Raw genomic sequence first — 16,510 nt, 5'->3', positions numbered from 1 at the left:
ACCCAAGTATCACGTTTCTCAATTATTCCACCTCATTAGTATGGAAGCAAAGCCTTCTATTATAACATAAAAATAATTCTGCAAGAGGTCTATTATCAAGGCAAACGTATTTAAAGCATAAGAATCTTGTTATTTATTGTAATGGTTCTTAGAAGTAATAAAAGCTCTCTTCCGTCGATGAAAGCCCTTTGGGCGAAAGTGCCACGGAAGTAAGCCTTTCAATTGCCAATGATTTAATATAGAAATCTTTAATGATAACTGTTATGCAGAAAACGATTCCGTCCTGCTGCCTTTGCCTGATATAACGACTGATCTGCGGCAAGAATTATTTGTTCAAAATCAGAACCAGGGCTAGGAATCGCTGTAGCAAGCCCAGCGCTCAAAGTAACATGACTGCTTACTAATGAATTCCTATGTGGAATTGCCAGTGTACGAATAGCAGAGCAAATTGTTTGGGCTAATGATGTTGCCCCTTCCACATCTGTATTAGGCAATATCGCAGCAAATTCTTCTCCACCATAACGGGCAATTAGGTCTGTAGAACGCTTCAAAAAATTTTTGATAGTTTTTGCAATTTCTTTTAAACAGCGATCGCCCGAAAGATGACCATAAGTATCATTGTAAGATTTGAAAAAATCAACGTCCCAGATAATCAAGGAAAAAGGCTGTTGCTCCCTTGCCATGCGCTGCCACTCTTGAGCTAAATACTCTTCAAATCCTCGTCGGTTAGCTACTTGCGTTAATTCATCGATAATAACTAATCGTTGTAGTTCTAGATTCTTAACAATGAGTTTTTTCTGTAGCTGAGATTGCTCAAGTATCCGTTTTATTCGTTGTCGCAACATTGGCAAGTGAATCGGTTTGGTAAAATAGTCTATTGCACCCATTTCAAATGCACGGTCAACTGACTGATCATCTTCTATATCTGCAATCATTAAAATAGGAGTGCATTTACTCTCATCTAAAGATTGCAGCTGAATGCAACACTCGAACCCATCCATATCTGGCAGAATGGTGTCGAGTATTACTATATCTGGGTGCTGTTTTTCAAAAATACTTAATGCTTCTGTACCACTTTGAGCTTCTACTATTTGATACCCCTCTTGTTCTAGATAAAGTCGCAGTATCTTGCGGATAATTGCTTCATAGTCAATAATTAAAATTAAAATTTGATTTGTTTGAATAACAGTTTTTATTATTTCTTTTTCTCTAATGCTTTGACAACATGATCTGCAAATACTCATATCTTATACATCTTTATAGAAAAACTTTTACAATCATTTTTTAGTTGCAATTTTGCTTATTACTTAGGCTGAAATAGCCTCTATTTTGAAACAATATCTATTGAGTCCATCAAACTTTTTGACATAGCAATTTTTAGATGCTTTCTTTAACTATAGAAAAGTATGACAAATTTATGTCTAAAATTACGTATTGCCAAAAGTTTTATTTGTTTTATATAAATTAATTTAGTTTGATTTCGTTACAAAACTTATTAATAATATTTAAGCTTTAAATCTAATATCGTCCGCTAAAACAGCTAAATATCAAGCAATTGCATTGATTATTTTTATAAAGGCAAACGCTATTACGGTTTTTGCAAAAGTTAGTCAAATCACAGGACATTGCTGTTCTGCTACTAATTAAATTAATCGGCGGATTTATTGTAATATTTCGCTAAAAAATGGATCATCTTATGCCATTGATGCTCTTTTTTTAGCTATTAGCCTAGAATTCATTACTAAGCGGTTGTTGGGACTAGTACCGCAAGGCGGAAATCACTCATTCAAAAGTATTACGGAATAGACATTTTAGGGTTTTTAAATGGTTGCTCTATTTACGCCGTACTGTACTAGTGCAATATTTCAGATTAAAGCGAGATTTTAGCAAAGTGACGATTACCTTTTGAAAGTCCCATTCGCACAAACTTCTCCTTTTGGAAGACTTACCAGAATAGTTTGCAGCGGCGAAAGACGAATCTCGCAAGTTTCCTTCCCAAACAGCAACTGGGATTTCGGGGACTTCTCTTTGTCTACCCCTGCTTTCACAGACTTGTTGATCCCTAAAGAGGTACTTCCGCCAGACTCCTGTAGGCTAGGGTAGCGGCTTGCTTTCGCCTCCTCATTCCTAGAGGAAAATCCTAGATCCCCGACATTTGCTTCTTTCTTTAGAACAGGTAACAGCGAGATATCAATCAAAGGTAAGGTAATTTTCAGTGTCGTACCTTGATGAAGTCCCACACTCTCAAGAGTAATGCTGCCTCCCATGAGTTCGATTAAGTTTCGTGAAATTGCTAGTCCTAGCCCAGTACCTTCAAACTGACGTGCGGTTGTGCCATTCACCATTACAAAGGGGCGAAATAGTTTGTGCTGTTGAGTTGGATCAATACCTATACCTGTATCTTTGACTATCACCACCACTTGAGATTTACCAGTACTATATTGAATTTCTGTAGCAATGGTGATGCTTCCTGTGTCGGTGAACTTAGTGGCGTTGCCGATAACATTAATCAGCACCTGCTTCAGTTTTGCTGCGTCTGCCTTAATTGGTATCAGTTTAGGATCTAAGTCGCATTTTAATTGCAAGCCCTTTTGTTGAACATTAACTGATTGTAAATTAATCACCTCTAGCAATATTTGTCGGAGGTCAAGAGGTGTGGTGGCTACAGAAAGCTTACCTGCTTCGATTTTAGAAATGTCGAGTAAATCATTAATAATACTTAGCAAATGAATCGTTGTTTCATCGGCACGTTTGAGGAAGTCCATTTCTTCTTCCCGGCTATCACATAATCCATCTTCAACCACGCGAATGCAGTTAATAATAGTATGTAATGGGTTTCTCAATTCATGAGAAGTCGTAGCCAAAAACTGGCTTTTAATTTGGTTAGCGCTTTTTGCTTCTTTCCAAGCTATTTCTAGTTCTTCTGCCCCTGCTTTTAGCCGTTCTACCATTTGGTCTAATGCTTGGGCTAGTTGATTGAATTCCCGAATTTGAAAATTGTGCGGAACTGGCTGTGCAGCGTGGTGAGAGTGAATATTTAGAGCGTAGTCTCGCAATTCTTCTACAGGACGTGCCAAGTAAGGAGCTAGATATAGGGATGCTAACAAACTTGTACCAATCAAACCAACTGTCAAAACAATGAGAATTAGTTTGATTTCCTCTAAACCAAAAAGCGCATTATCGACACTAGTAACAGCTAAGACTATCCATTTTTGCTGCTGCTGTTGGGTGAGGGGATTTGCAATAGCCGTATAGCCAGCTACTAATTCTTTCCCCTTTGTAAAAGACAAATTTATCGAATCGTTTTGTCCTGCAATTGCATTTTTAATTATGCTCTTGAGTTGGGAAGCATTTGGGTGCTGATTGATATTAGTTCCCACCCAGTCTGCAAGTGGGTGCGCCAAAATTGTCCCGTCTTCAGCAATCACTACCATAGCGCCTGTGAGCGATCCCGGCGGATTTATGATTTGTTGGTACAACGCAGACTGAATACTCAAGCTGTATAAATTTCTTCGGCTATCGGCGACTGGTGCAGATAACATTAATCGCAGTTGATTTTGTGTGTTTCTTTTTCCAGTTATTCCTGTGTTTGGCGGGAAGATTGCTTTAACGTCAATTCCGTCACTAGGCAAAGGTAATCTCAATTCTCCAATTGCTTGATCCCCACAGCTACTAGCAATTATCTTCTGGTTTAGGAGATTCGTTAATTGGATGCACTCAATACTGGCTGGAAGTTGTTGCCTTAACTGCGTGAGAATTTCTTGCTCTTGTATAGGCGAACCCGACGGAATCACCGTTGTTTTACTTACACTCAGCAAATTAGCTTTTAAGATAGCGATCGCATCTCCAATTCTCTCCCCTTTACTGATGGCGCTTTCTGTTAAATTTTGACGTGCAGTTCCCAATATGCTAGAACGTGCCTTATTCAAGGCAACAATCTCGCCTATAAGTAAAACTGGAACGAACAGCAGCAGTATTCTCGTTACTAAAATTCGACGAAAGGAAGATTGGCGGGAATTAGTCATCGAGTGTCTCACTTTGCATCTGCAAAACACAACAGCAAAGATATGTAATTAGACTAGCTAGATGAGACATTTTATTAAATTATCAGAATTTTATTTTCAATGTTTAAAAATAACAAATTGCTATAATTCAAAAAGAAACGTGGGATACCAAAACTCATATATGCTAAAAGATGTAAAAGCGCTTTGGGTTGCATATAAATACAGTATTGAAATTGTAAAACGGTAGCTTGCAAGCATGGATTTTTTTGAGAATCTACGCACAAGCAAAGAAAATATTCAAACTATCAAATCAATCTAATGTTGCAAGATCGTCCTCATACTACAGTTGTTTTAGCAATGAGTGCAGATGGCAAGATAGCGGATTTTAGGCGATCGCCTGCTCGGTTTGGCTCAAAGGTTGATAAAGCACACTTAGAAAAACAAATCGCTGCCTCTGATGCAGTTTTATTCGGTGCTGGTACTCTGCACGCCTACGGAACAACACTTCCTGTATCAAATCCAACTCTAGTGGAACTTCGGGCACAAGCAGGGAAGCCTCCACAGCCAGTTTATATAGTGACTACACACTCTGCAAACCTCAATCCGGAAATTCGCTTTTTTAAGCAACCAGTTAGACGCTGGCTACTCACGACAACAGCGGGAGCACTTTCATGGAAAGGACGCTTACAGACACTTTCTTCAACTCTGGGAACCGTAGCACAGGAGTGCCCTCCAGAATTTGAGCAGATTCTGGTTTTTGAAACACCAACGCGAGAAATTGACATTCCCGCCGCTTTGAAGCATCTAGCCACTCTACATATAACACGCTTGGCAATCTTGGGTGGAGGTGAATTAGTCGCTTCTTTGCTGGGATTAGATTTAATCGATGAATTATGGCTGACTATCTGTCCGCTGATTTTAGGTGGTAATACCGCACCCACACCCGTTGAAGGGAAAGGATTTTTATCGGATTTAGCTCCCAAGCTGCAACTTTTAGAAGTTCATACAGTTGAGCAAGAAGTGTTTTTGCACTATCGCCTGCAACGACCAGCAGATTAGATTACGCTAAATAAGGGATTGCGGACTGGGGATTGGGTACTGGGTATTTAGCATCGGGTATGGATATTCTCCTTATCCTCCTACTCCCCAGTCCCTAGTCCCTAGTCCCTAGTCCCTAGTCCCCAGTCCCCAGTCCCTAAAAAGTGGAACAACTTAAGCCTCGCTATTCTGTCGTTTGGACGAACAAAATTGCCCAAGTACCCCAAGATGCCTGGAATGCTTTGGCAATGCCACTCAAAACGCCGTTTTTAGAATGGGAGTGGCTAAACAATATCGAAACCTCCCATAGTGCCACGGCTAAAACTGGTTGGTTGCCAAATCACTTGACATTGTGGCGAGATAGAACGCTGATTGCCGCTGCGCCACTTTATCTCAAAGGACACAGTTCTGGTGAATTTATTTTCGATCACCAATGGGCAGAGTTAGCCGATCGCATCGGAGTCCAGTATTACCCAAAATTGCTGGGAATGACACCATTTACTCCTGCTGAAGGTTATCGGTTCTTAATTGCCCCAGGAGAAGATGAGGACGAAATCACAGCGATGATGGTGCATGAAATTGACACTTTTTGCTCCAAAAATCGAATTTCTGGATGTCATTTTCTCTACGTCGATCCCCAATGGCGTCCGATGCTGGAACGGCACGGCTTTACAACTTGGCTGCACCACAGCTACGTCTGGGAAAATGCTGGCTTTAAAACTTTTGATGACTACTTGAAGGTGTTTAATGCCAATCAGCGCCGCAATATCAAGCGGGAACGCAAAGCTGTGGAGAAAGCAGGTTTACGATTGCAAGCGTTGACTGGTGATGAAATTCCTCAGTCTTTATTTCCTTTGATGTACCAGTTCTATGCTGACACCTGTGATAAATTTGGCTGGTGGGGTAGCAAGTATCTCACACAGCGGTTTTTTGAGCAGCTAAACACCGATTATCGCCATCGAGTCTTGTTTATTGCTGCATATAGCGAGCAAGATAACTCTCATCCTTTAGGAATGTCCTTTTGTTTGTTTAAAGGTGAGAAACTCTATGGACGCTATTGGGGGAGTTTCCAAGAAATAGATTGCTTACATTTTGATGCTTGCTATTATACGCCGATTGAGTGGGCGATCGCTAACGGTATCCAACTTTTTGACCCTGGTGCGGGTGGACGCCACAAAAAACGGCGCGGTTTCCCCGCTATGCCTAATCACAGCCTGCACCGCTTTTACAATAATCGTTTAGGACAAATTTTACTTCCTTATATTAAGGAAGTGAATCAACTCGAACAACAGGAGATCGAGGCAATTAATGCAGAGTTGCCATTTAGTGAGAAAGGTGGTTGAAGCAAAGAGTTACTTTTGTAGCAGAGTTTGCCGAATAATTAAGCTTTACTCGGCAAACAGATGCTAATCCTAATTGTTATAATTATGGAATTTGACTGCTAGCAAATCCCAATTTCTGCCACCATTCCTCAAAATTCACCCTCTTCAAAGCCTCGGCGGATATTTTCTGCTAGTTGCTGCACCATAGATGCCCTTACTGAATCTCCTCTGCAATTGTAAATAGCAATAGCCTTTTCGGCATCTTCAATCCTCTTTTGTGCTTTTTCTAAAACCAATGCATTACCTCGAAAAGCATAAGCTTCAGCATAGTTAGGATCAAGCTTGATTGCTTACGTGTATTCAGCAATTGCTTCTTGATGCTGACCTTTGTTGATGATTCATGATTAGAAACTAAATTGAGTAAGCCTTTAACAGAGCTTTGAAATTTAATTCAGAGGTGAGTATATAGTTTTTTTTCTAACTATGGCTTCAAGAAATTTATATACTAGTATTTTTGCAGGATGCTTTCAGAATGAAAGTATAATTTAGAACAATATGTTTTTACTTTTAAGTAAAAAGAATCACAAATATATTAAAGATATAAAGAATGCTAAGTAAGATAGGAATTACACTTGATATAGGTGTAAAAATCTTGAAGAAAGAAATTTGCTTTTTAAAGTGCTTATGGATTTAATAATTGAAGATTTAGCTACAATTGATGATAAACTTTCCCAGCGTCATATTGACCTTGACCCCGGTGGATATTTCATTATTTACTTGGATCGAGACGCAAGGTTAATTTATGCCAAGCATTTCACAAATGTGATTGATGAGCGTGGTTTAGCTGTCGATCCAGAAACGGGAAAGGTAATTCCTGCACGAGAAAAGGTAGAACGAACTTCCACGACGGTTTTTAATGGGAGGACGGCGAAAGAACTTTGCGTGAAGATTTTTGAACAAACTCAGCCCCCTCCTGTTACTCAATTAAATCATGCAGCTTATTTGGGCCGAGAATTTGTTCGGGCTGAGGTGGCTTTAATCACAGAGCAACAGTATGTTCAAGATTAAGCCAATTTTAGATTTTAGATTTTAGATTTTAGATTTTTCTTTCAATCCAAAATCCAAAATTAAAAATCTAAAATTGAACAACTCTCCCATTACCCATCAAGATGATGGCTGATTTATCTGATAGATGTAGTAAGTCGCCATTGGGATAACGGTGGCGGCAATTAACAATCCTACTACCCAAGCAGTAGCGTTACCTTGGTCAGTTTCTTCTGCTTTCTTGAACGTGCCTTCTACCTGTACATTGTCAATTATTTCGGGTGGTCCTGGATCGGCTTTCCCAGAGAGGACGGCAACAAGGCGATCGCTTGCATCTAGAAATGCCTGATTGTATTTGTTACCATTACGTAACGGTACACTTACTGTTTCAGTAGCTACACTTTCGGCAATAGAGTCAGTGAGTAAAGGCTTAACTTGATCTCCAGTAATAATCGCAGTACCATTAGTAACCGTATCAACAACCAATAAGGTTTGATTAGCCTGGGCTGATTTTGTGGGAAACCATTTTTCAAACAACTCTTTGGTGAAGCTTTCCGGTGTTTCACCGTAGTCGAGACGGCGAACAGTAACTATTCTGACTTCCTTATCTGTTTGCTTCGCCAAATCCTTGAAGGCGCTGCTAATCTTACCTTCATTCAGACGGCTGATGACTTCACCTTGATCCAAAACCCAGGTGTCATTTCCTGCTGTGAGGTTGGATATTTGATTCACACCTGTGGCTAAAGCAGGTGTGGTAAACAGCGAAGCTGTTATAATAACCGTCACCAAAGGTAGAATTAACCGGATGAGGTGTTTTTGACTGCTAAATACTTGTTTAAGAAGCTGTTTCATCGTATGAACCCTAAGACAGACTTGCACCAAAAATACTACAGAACTATTGTAAAAATCACTTCATTCCCGGTTTTCTCCAGTATGAAGTTTCTGCTATTGCCAGCAGATATATATTTTAAGGGATTTTTTGATTGGACAAATTTGTTCTGATCGCGGCTGCAAGCATTAACCTGACAAGAAATACCGCCCATTTTGGGAATTAACCCAAATACTTAGGGCGGAATTTGCAAACCATCTAGAGATGATATCCTATAACCAATATTTTTGGCAGCATCAAGGATATTTTTTTATATCTGCAAGTAGTTTTTTCTGCTGTAGCCATCAATGGGCGATATCTGCATTTTTCTAATATTTTAGCTAAACTTATATCAATATAATGTATACATGACCATAATTTTAACTAACGACGACGGCATTGACGCTCCTGGTATAAAAGCGCTGATCAAAGCTGTAAATGGCAAAAATGTTATTATCGCTGCTCCTGCTGATCATCAGTCTGGCTGTGGACATCAAGTTACCACCACTCGTGCTATTAACCTCCAGCGACGTTCTGAGACTGAATATGCGATCGCAGGCACTCCCGCAGATTGTGTGAGAATCGCTATAACACAAATCAATGCGGATGTCAAATTTGTGCTTTCAGGTATCAACGCTGGGGGCAACTTGGGAGTCGATAGCTACATTTCTGGCACAGTAGCTGCCGTGCGGGAAGCCGCAATGCACGGTATTCCCGGAGTTGCCATTTCCCATTATCGCAAAGCCAAGCAGAATTTTGATTGGGATATGGCTGCCAAATTGACAGCTGAAGTTTTAGCGGATTTACTCAAACGTCCCTTAGAACCGGGAAGCTTCTGGAATGTGAATTTGCCTCATTTGCAACCAGGAGAACCAGATCCTAATGTGGTGTTTTGCCAAGCATGTACCAAACCTTTGCCTGTCAACTATCGAATTGAAGGCAATGATTTTTATTATGTAGGAGAATATGGCAAACGCGATCGCACTCCTGGTAGCGATGTGGATGTATGTTTTTCTGGCAATATTGCAGTAACTCAGTTAAAGGTTTGACATTTAGTTAACAGTGACGATTGAATTCCTTGGGCTTGGTGCAGTCACTCATGGGGAGCGACTCTTGTTCCAACTGGCGTGGAAGCCCCCAGACACTTTCTACCAGACCAAGGCGTAGCAAGCTCCCTGTAGGAGTACGAAGACTCAGTTTAGCTGCGCTGCGGCACACCGTCTCACGCCAACTCAACTCTTGGAACCACCAAGGAGTGGTTCCCCAGATACCAAAGGAGAGGCTAACGTCTGCCGTAGGATGCCCGGTCGCGTAGCGTCTGTAGGAGAAGGGCTGTATGAGAAGACCGTGCTGCTTCACCGAAACCCAAAATTGCTATTATTCATCCAATGCTTGAATTAAGGACATAAACCGATCTACAGTTTGTGTCAGTTGGTTGAGTTTTTGCAGTGAATCATGATGAGATTCTGCAAGAGTCTGTACAGCATCACATAACGCAATAATTTGGTAGCCTTGCTGTTGCACCTGCTGTCCCTGTGCTTCAACTTGGATGCTGAGAGTCTCCAATCTTTCTGCAAGACGCTCAATTGTTTCAGTCGTAGAAAGTACTGCTTCCCCTATTTGCTCAACAATAGATTCCAAGCGATTTATTTTTACTTCGACTCCTGCTGAAATCATTTCTTTATACCCTAATTTTGAAAGAGCATCTTAGTACAATTCCTAATACGAATTCAAATAATTAATTTCAGTACAAATATTAAATAACACTGTCATTCCGATAAGATGTATGATTTTGTTCTTTGATGCTTTTACCCAATGTTGTGTTTAGCTACTTATACGTAATTAATTGATGACAATTCTTAATCAAGTTTCTTGATCCTGGTTGACTGACAAAAATTCTCAAAGTCTTGTCCCTTCGCTTTCGTCCCGGTTGGGAATCAATTCCCAAGCTAATAGCTTAAGTCTGCTAAAGTAGACTAGATATACTTTTAGGTTCACTTTAATGGACTTGAGCTATGAGCAATCAATTTATTGCAGGGCAGGTTAGAGTGCAACGCATTCATATTTGTCAGTTAATGAGTTTTTAACTACATATCTAAAATTATTAGTCACCCCTCCCAAGATATAGTTAAGAAAAATCAGCTTCAATTTATCCAAAATTGTGCTTACCAAAAACTTAACGAAGATTAAGTAAATAGATGGTTAAAATCGATACTTTTAATTAAGCTAAGTTTCTAGTCTAATTAAGTCTCAGTAATTATACCCTTGTTACTTAACATTTAGCTCGACTAATTCACTAAATATTAGTAACAAACATTTTGCTAAGTGCTATTTATCTAAGTTAAGATACAAAGTTTACTTATATTGGTTCAGTACAGCATAAATTTAAGTGTTATTTGGACATTGGGGAGAGCTTATAGGACTATTAATTTTACGGCTATTATTTAGTGCGATCGCGATCAATATTGCTGATCCAGTCAAAATTTTCAAGGTTTTGAAATCTGGTAAAGTTTCAGTGGTACTGAACACTAATTTCAAAAAAAGGAGAACAGTATGCAGTTTCTCAAAATTGTTCTTGTCACTCTTGTGTTGATGGTGAACCTGGTAATTGCTCAACCCGCTTGGGCTGGCAAGGATTTTACTAAGGGGGCTGACTATGCTGAGGTAACTCAGGCGCTTAATCAACTTCTAACTGTGAAGGATACACCTGAGCAAGCTGGCTATACATCTGAGCAGTTCCAGCAGCGACTGGCACAATTGCAGTTTCAGAAAAATATCATAGAAACAGCTAGAAAGCGGGCACAGTGCCGCAATGGAACTGGAAAGACATTGGCTGTCTATGCCAATAAACCAAAAAAATCTCCAACCCAACTCTACTTCTTGGGCGCAGGAACAATCACGGATGATGATTGGGATTGCGATGATATTTACTTACCCTCAGGTTCTCAAGTGGTTTTAAGCCCGAACGCTCAACCACAACAACTGACCCAACCAATCGCCGTCAAGTTTGTCGATGGTACACAGTCTATTGCTAGAACCAATCCAGCCACTGGTGTAATTGAATTCAATGTTGAACCTGCCAAAATATTCAAGGCGGGTGAGAGCGGCTGGTTGCTCCCAACTTTGTCCCAAGCAGATATCGATACGCAAATTCCCACCCCACAACTCATTGACTAATCTCATCTAGATAAGGTTGGGAGAAGCACGTGGCGTGAATTTAGGAGAGTCTAAAAGTATTTGATACATCAATAGTAACTTTTAAAACATTCTCTAAAGGAGAATCTTCAACCATTGAACAATCAACTCTTAATTAAAGAAAAATTACAAGCCAAGCTTGAGAAGATTCAAACCAAGGACGATGGTTATCCCATTACCGATTTTAAGCTAGATAAAACTTTAGTTAAAGAAATTGAACAATTGACGACGGAGCTGGAGAGCGTCAATCCCAATCTCAATCCTCTTGTCAACGCTACTTATTTACTGAATGGAGCTTGGCAACTGCAATACTCCACTGCGAGAGAAATCCGTTCTTTAGTTTCTCTGCCATTGGGATTAAAGCTGGGTAAAGTTTATCAAGTGATTGATGTTGCAAATAAATTGTTTTTCAATCTAGCTAAAGTTAAACATTCTCTGGGGCTAGTATCAGGATATGTCAAAGTTACAGCTAGCTTTGAGCCAGCCAAAGAAGTTTTAGAGCCTTTAGCGAACAAACGCCTCAACGTCTATTTTGACAAACGCTGCCTATCGATTGAGAAAATTATCGGCATTAATACCCCTCAACTCAACCAATTTAAGGTTGTCCCAGCAAATAATCCTACTAACAGAAATGCCACACTGGACATTACTTACTTAGATGAAACCTTAAGAGTTGGACGTGGAGGAGATGGAAGTTTATTCATTCTTAGTAAATCCAATGATTTACCTGACTTCACCTCCTAAATTGGAAATTAATCGCACCGTCGAATGAATATGGCTCTTTCAATAATGCATCTTTTCACCAAGGTAAAACCAGGTTCTGCGATGGTAGAGTTTAAAACATTAAATTTAAGGGTAGGTTATGGTATAGAAGAAGATGTTAATGCCGATCCTCTAAGTCCCAGGCCAGTTTTAATTGTTAGGTATGAAGATATTTTCGACTTATCAATTAAACCAGGAGAATTACGAGAAAATATTGTGATTACAGGGATAGAATTTGATAATTTTATCCCTGGATCTCTGCTAACCTTTGAAAGTGGTGCGGCAATTCGTCTAACTTTTCACTGCGAACCGTGTAAACGAATAGCCCACTTAGTAGAATCATTAAAAAGTATCCAAGGGAAAAGAGGAATTTTAGGCGTAGTTATTAAATCAGGTAAAATCCAGGTTGGTAGTAATTTTCAGGTTCAAGCTAATAAATTTCCTGCATTATCTGAAAATCCCTATGAACGGTTCCTAAATTTTATTATCAAAATTCCCAGTGGTAAAGTAGTTACATATAAACAGATAATCAGAGGCATGGGAGTAGATAATAGCTATCTAAGAGCTATTCCTACATACCTTAAAAAAACCTCGGCGGCTGATTATCCGGTACATAGAATATTAGATTCTAAAGCTTATTTGATAACTTATGTTAATCAACAAAAAAATAAGTTGGAAAATGAAGGAGTTAAGGTTTTATCTGAAGAAGATTTATTGAGCAAATTAAATAAAACTTTTGTAGATATTAAAGATTCTTTATGGGAAGATGACACTATATATCTAAAATAGTTATTACTAATATAATTTTCATGGATATTTGCAATTATATACTGGATTGTGCAGGGTGAAATCCTTCATTCTGTCAAGATAATCCTTGATTTTTAATTTGTTTAGATGTAACTTCCATAAAGTCGATAAAAACTTTTATGAGCTTATGGATTCCCTCACTACCTCCTGCAATTAAGCCTCCTGTAAGCAATGCATCTAAACAACGGAAAAGAACTACTTGTATTGGATTATCTAAATCAATAACTACAAGTGGTTCGATTGAGCGAATACCTATTGCGCTTATTAAAAGACCGAATAAAAGAGATGTCCATAAAGCAATTATTCGTGTATCAGATTTATAGGCTGTTCTTTGACGCTCTTTTTCATTTAAATCATCAATTTGTGGCTGGAAAATTTTTAATGAGTCTTGTTGATTTCGTGTAAAATTTTGGATGATTTGTTCTTCTAAACTCATTCCTTCAGGCGGTAGTCCGCTGACTTGATTTAATTCCAAAGAAGAAAACTGTTTCTGTTGGACTTCCATAAGTCTTATTTTCTCAGACATGAGAGCCTTTTCTTGCTGAATACTAATATCTAATTGCTCAACGAATGGGCCTCGCCAAGTAGTTATAAAAACTTCTAAAGAACGCTCTAGCAACAGAGAAATAAATAACTGTAATGTGAGTAACTGGATAATATCATTAAGTCCAAATGGTTTTAAAACAAATGGTTTAGATGATAACCAAGTTGATAAAGTTACTACTAGAAAACTAATAATAATTAACAAAACAAATAGAGGAGATTCTGGAGAAAGCTTTTGCAACGTATCTATACTCCTGTTTTGCGCCACAATATTTAACACAGCCTGGAGGTGAGAACTACACCTGCTGAGTTACTTAACAACGTTAATTTGATAGAACAGTAAATAATTTATTACACGACCCTTTTTTCCAGGAGGTGATGGGCTACCCCACCCCCGAAGGATGTCTTCTTTGCCAGACGCTACGTGTAGCTTGCTTGTATTGTAGGGGTACGACGGGCTACCTTGGTGGTAGCACGATAATATGATAGTTCGTCACAGCAGAGCCACACTAACCCAAAAGTATTGCTATACAAGCATTTAATAAGTAAATATTAGGTTTAAATTGAAAAAAACAAGGCGATCGCACTTTCCTCTCAGAGAGCAGCAACTGTAGCCCCAACTAAAAACCCCTCCAATCTTGGAGGGGTTAAAGCAATTTTTGGTAATGGGATAGTGAGGGAGACAGCAGCTTTTCCTCTCTGGTGACGCATTTTCTTGTCAAAGCAACGATATGATAGTATGGCATTTCATAAATCCATTACGAACCTCTGCAATACTGTATTTAGTAAGATAAATCATTAGTGTTACCGAATGATGTCAGTTGCGAATCGACAGCGTTTAGGTAACCTGTATCATTTAAAACTTGTGCTGGTAACTTTTTAGCATTGACAGCAGCCTTAACCACATCTAGTGCAGTGAGTTTTCCTATTTGGTATTGAGATACCAAAGCACTACCACTAGGAATACCCTGTGATTTCAGGTTACCTTGATAAGCTAGAAATGCAACATCAAAGGGTTTCAGGTAGCTGACGTTCACAGAATGAGTGAATAAATTGTTATAGTTGATAGTGATAAGTTTGCCACTATTGTTAGTAGCTGTTTGAGCGCCACCGATTGCAGGTAATAAAGCAATAGAACCAACAATAAGTACAGAATCTATAAAGATAGAGAATTTCATCGGGTTATTCTTAGTTAAAGTAAAGTACAATTAGTATTATTGAGTAATAGAGTATTATTTTTTATCAGTCCCAACTTCCTGCACTCAGGTCACCTGAACGGTTGATTTATTCCTCACCCATTAGGGTGATATAATTGAGCGTAAGAACTGAAAAATTGAACCTATCCTACAGCTCATTCAAAGTTGCTAAGACCCATAATGTGATAAGCAAGAACAGCAGTATTAAAGGGTTTCAAATAATTGATATTTGGAGAATGGCTGCGTAAAATATTAGATTTGATAGCTGTGTTGATTGATGTGCCACTCTTGCTATAAGTGGCTATTTGAATCCTAGCAATTCTAAATAGGACATTAAAATCAACAATATGTGCAAAATTGAGCAAGGGAAAGAGTTTCATTATTGATGCTGTGTTGGTTAATAAATCGGGAGTAAAGTTTAGGACAAACTTGAACATATACAGCGCTTTGCAAGTAAATAAAGTACACCCCTCCCCAAGGCATCGGGGAGGATGGGCGACAGCGCAGGTGGGGTATTTTTTGAACTCACAAACTTGAAATCTGCTGTATGTATTTAACTGAGGTAATCTAAAAAATTATGCAGCGCTATTACTCAGTCGAAGGCGTAGCCTAACGCAGGCATCGCATTTTTGCACTATCTCCTTCAACAGCAAATTTATTGATTAACTATGCTTGAAATATATTTTTTGATTCGGGTTTACCGAACATACAAATTAGGGCAAACCGTAATTATATTTCATGTCTAATTGAAGACGGTAATCATCAATCACTTGGTGCTAATAACCGAATAGACACCAGGCTTAACTCTACATAATATGAATATGTGAGCACTAACTGAAGTGCAAATCTGATTAAACAAAAGCTATTTGATGCGAGGAAGATTTATGACATTAGTTCGTTGGAATTATTGGAGAGAAATTGACACTCTACAACGTCAACTCAATAATTTATTTGAAGATACCAGAGTACCATCTGCATTGTTAGATAAAGGCTTGAGCAAAGTTCCTGCAGCTGAGATACAAGAAACTGAAGATGCTATTCATCTGAAGCTAGAACTTCCAGGAATAGAAGCTAAAGACTTGGATGTACAAGTTACAGAAAACGCTGTTTATGTTAGCGTTGAGCGGAAGTCTGAAACTAAAACTCAGGAAAAAGGTATTACCAAAAGTGAGTTTCACTACGGGAAATTCAAACGCGTAATTCCTCTATCTGCTCGGATTCAAAATACTAACGTTACGGCAAATTATAAAGATGGAATCTTGAATCTGACATTGCCTAAAACTGAGCAAGAAAAGAACAAAGTTGTCAAGGTTAATTTGGAACAACCTGCTGCCTAATAGCTAGTGATTCAGATTACTCTACCTCCTTTAATAGATTGAGATAGCTAAAAACCCGGTCACGATAGTAACCGGGCTTTTTTGTAACAATTATCTGGAATTGGCGCGTAAGTGCTGTGTGTATGAATTATTTAAAATAACTGGAGGGCGTAGGCGTAGCCCGTCGTAGACATCGCCTTTTTTTAAAGTTTGTAAAGGAATCCTACTGTATATAGATAACACAACCCAAGGGTGCGATCGCCTCTGCCGGGTGGGTACGCAATCGCAAAGCCCGATGCCTGGGTTGAACTATATCTACCCACCTTCTTACCTTTAAATAAGTAAAACTAATAACTTGTATCAGCTTTCCAAAAGTCAAGATAGTTGATGAAAAATTGTAAAGCAGTGTAAAGTA

16 protein-coding genes are annotated in these 16,510 nt (G+C 38.9%); 8 read left to right on the top strand and 8 right to left on the bottom strand.

Going from position 1 to position 16,510, the window contains the following annotated elements; genetic code table 11:
- Nucleotides 1-248: 248 nt before the first annotated feature.
- On the bottom strand, nt 249-1,244 hold the full coding sequence (locus V7K21_RS22260; RefSeq protein WP_335177383.1) for a PleD family two-component system response regulator: 996 nt from the start codon (nt 1,242-1,244) through the stop codon (nt 249-251).
- Nucleotides 1,245-1,898: 654 nt separating this feature from the next.
- Nucleotides 1,899-4,025 (bottom strand): ATP-binding protein, encoded by a 2,127-nt coding sequence (locus V7K21_RS22255; protein ID WP_335177382.1) that lies wholly within the window; start codon nt 4,023-4,025, stop codon nt 1,899-1,901.
- Nucleotides 4,026-4,322: 297 nt separating this feature from the next.
- On the opposite strand from V7K21_RS22255, the gene V7K21_RS22250 reads away from it, so the two are divergent.
- Entirely contained in the window at nt 4,323-5,063 is a 741-nt protein-coding gene (locus tag V7K21_RS22250; protein WP_335177381.1) for a RibD family protein, read from the top strand.
- Between the two features lie 143 nt (nt 5,064-5,206).
- Nucleotides 5,207-6,385 carry a GNAT family N-acetyltransferase gene (locus V7K21_RS22245; RefSeq protein WP_335177380.1) on the top strand — a complete coding sequence of 393 codons (1,179 nt, stop codon included), beginning with the start codon at nt 5,207-5,209 and terminating at the stop codon, nt 6,383-6,385.
- Nucleotides 6,386-6,513: 128 nt separating this feature from the next.
- Here the strand turns inward: V7K21_RS22245 and V7K21_RS22240 are convergent, their stop codons facing one another.
- On the bottom strand, nt 6,514-6,660 hold the full coding sequence (locus V7K21_RS22240) for a hypothetical protein (protein WP_335177379.1): 147 nt from the start codon (nt 6,658-6,660) through the stop codon (nt 6,514-6,516).
- A 388-nt stretch (nt 6,661-7,048) separates the two neighbouring features.
- Between V7K21_RS22240 and V7K21_RS22235 the strand changes: the two genes are divergently transcribed.
- The gene (locus V7K21_RS22235; protein ID WP_335177378.1) at nt 7,049-7,432 is read left to right on the top strand and encodes a DUF4346 domain-containing protein; all 384 of its coding nucleotides are present in this window, start codon (nt 7,049-7,051) and stop codon (nt 7,430-7,432) included.
- A gap of 96 nt (nt 7,433-7,528) precedes the next feature.
- Here the strand turns inward: V7K21_RS22235 and psb32 are convergent, their stop codons facing one another.
- A complete protein-coding gene (psb32, locus tag V7K21_RS22230) occupies nt 7,529-8,260 on the bottom strand; it encodes a photosystem II repair protein Psb32 (protein WP_335177377.1) in 732 nt (243 codons plus the stop codon).
- 384 nt (nt 8,261-8,644) lie between these two features.
- Here psb32 and surE point away from each other — a divergent pair, with 384 nt between their 5' ends.
- A complete protein-coding gene (gene surE / locus V7K21_RS22225; RefSeq protein ID WP_335177376.1) occupies nt 8,645-9,325 on the top strand; it encodes a 5'/3'-nucleotidase SurE in 681 nt (226 codons plus the stop codon).
- Between the two features lie 328 nt (nt 9,326-9,653).
- Here the strand turns inward: surE and V7K21_RS22220 are convergent, their stop codons facing one another.
- The gene (locus V7K21_RS22220) at nt 9,654-9,953 is read right to left on the bottom strand and encodes a hypothetical protein (protein WP_335177375.1); all 300 of its coding nucleotides are present in this window, start codon (nt 9,951-9,953) and stop codon (nt 9,654-9,656) included.
- Between the two features lie 876 nt (nt 9,954-10,829).
- On the opposite strand from V7K21_RS22220, the gene V7K21_RS22215 reads away from it, so the two are divergent.
- The 3 genes from V7K21_RS22215 (at nt 10,830) to V7K21_RS22205 (ending at nt 13,022) form a co-directional block, all read left to right on the top strand.
- Entirely contained in the window at nt 10,830-11,453 is a 624-nt protein-coding gene (locus V7K21_RS22215; RefSeq protein WP_335177374.1) for a hypothetical protein, read from the top strand.
- Nucleotides 11,454-11,567: 114 nt separating this feature from the next.
- Nucleotides 11,568-12,215, top strand: coding sequence for a PAP/fibrillin family protein (locus V7K21_RS22210; RefSeq protein WP_335177373.1), 648 nt, complete (start codon nt 11,568-11,570; stop codon nt 12,213-12,215).
- A 30-nt stretch (nt 12,216-12,245) separates the two neighbouring features.
- On the top strand, nt 12,246-13,022 hold the full coding sequence (locus V7K21_RS22205) for an MGMT family protein (RefSeq protein WP_335177372.1): 777 nt from the start codon (nt 12,246-12,248) through the stop codon (nt 13,020-13,022).
- Between the two features lie 73 nt (nt 13,023-13,095).
- Here the strand turns inward: V7K21_RS22205 and V7K21_RS22200 are convergent, their stop codons facing one another.
- Both V7K21_RS22200 and V7K21_RS22195 read right to left on the bottom strand, forming a co-directional pair.
- On the bottom strand, nt 13,096-13,863 hold the full coding sequence (locus V7K21_RS22200) for a hypothetical protein (protein ID WP_335177371.1): 768 nt from the start codon (nt 13,861-13,863) through the stop codon (nt 13,096-13,098).
- Between the two features lie 502 nt (nt 13,864-14,365).
- A complete protein-coding gene (locus tag V7K21_RS22195) occupies nt 14,366-14,761 on the bottom strand; it encodes a hypothetical protein (protein WP_335177370.1) in 396 nt (131 codons plus the stop codon).
- Between the two features lie 902 nt (nt 14,762-15,663).
- Between V7K21_RS22195 and V7K21_RS22190 the strand changes: the two genes are divergently transcribed.
- Nucleotides 15,664-16,116 (top strand): Hsp20/alpha crystallin family protein, encoded by a 453-nt coding sequence (locus V7K21_RS22190; protein WP_335177369.1) that lies wholly within the window; start codon nt 15,664-15,666, stop codon nt 16,114-16,116.
- A gap of 202 nt (nt 16,117-16,318) precedes the next feature.
- On the opposite strand, the gene V7K21_RS22185 is transcribed toward V7K21_RS22190, so the two are convergent.
- On the bottom strand, nt 16,319-16,510 hold a 192-nt coding region (locus V7K21_RS22185; protein WP_335177368.1), incomplete at its 5' end, for a hypothetical protein.

This window comes from Nostoc sp. (assembly GCF_036919595.1).
Classification (GTDB): domain Bacteria; phylum Cyanobacteriota; class Cyanobacteriia; order Cyanobacteriales; family Nostocaceae; genus Nostoc.
The sequence above is the reverse complement of the archived record's forward strand: the minus strand, read 5'-3'. Positions and strand labels throughout refer to the sequence as shown.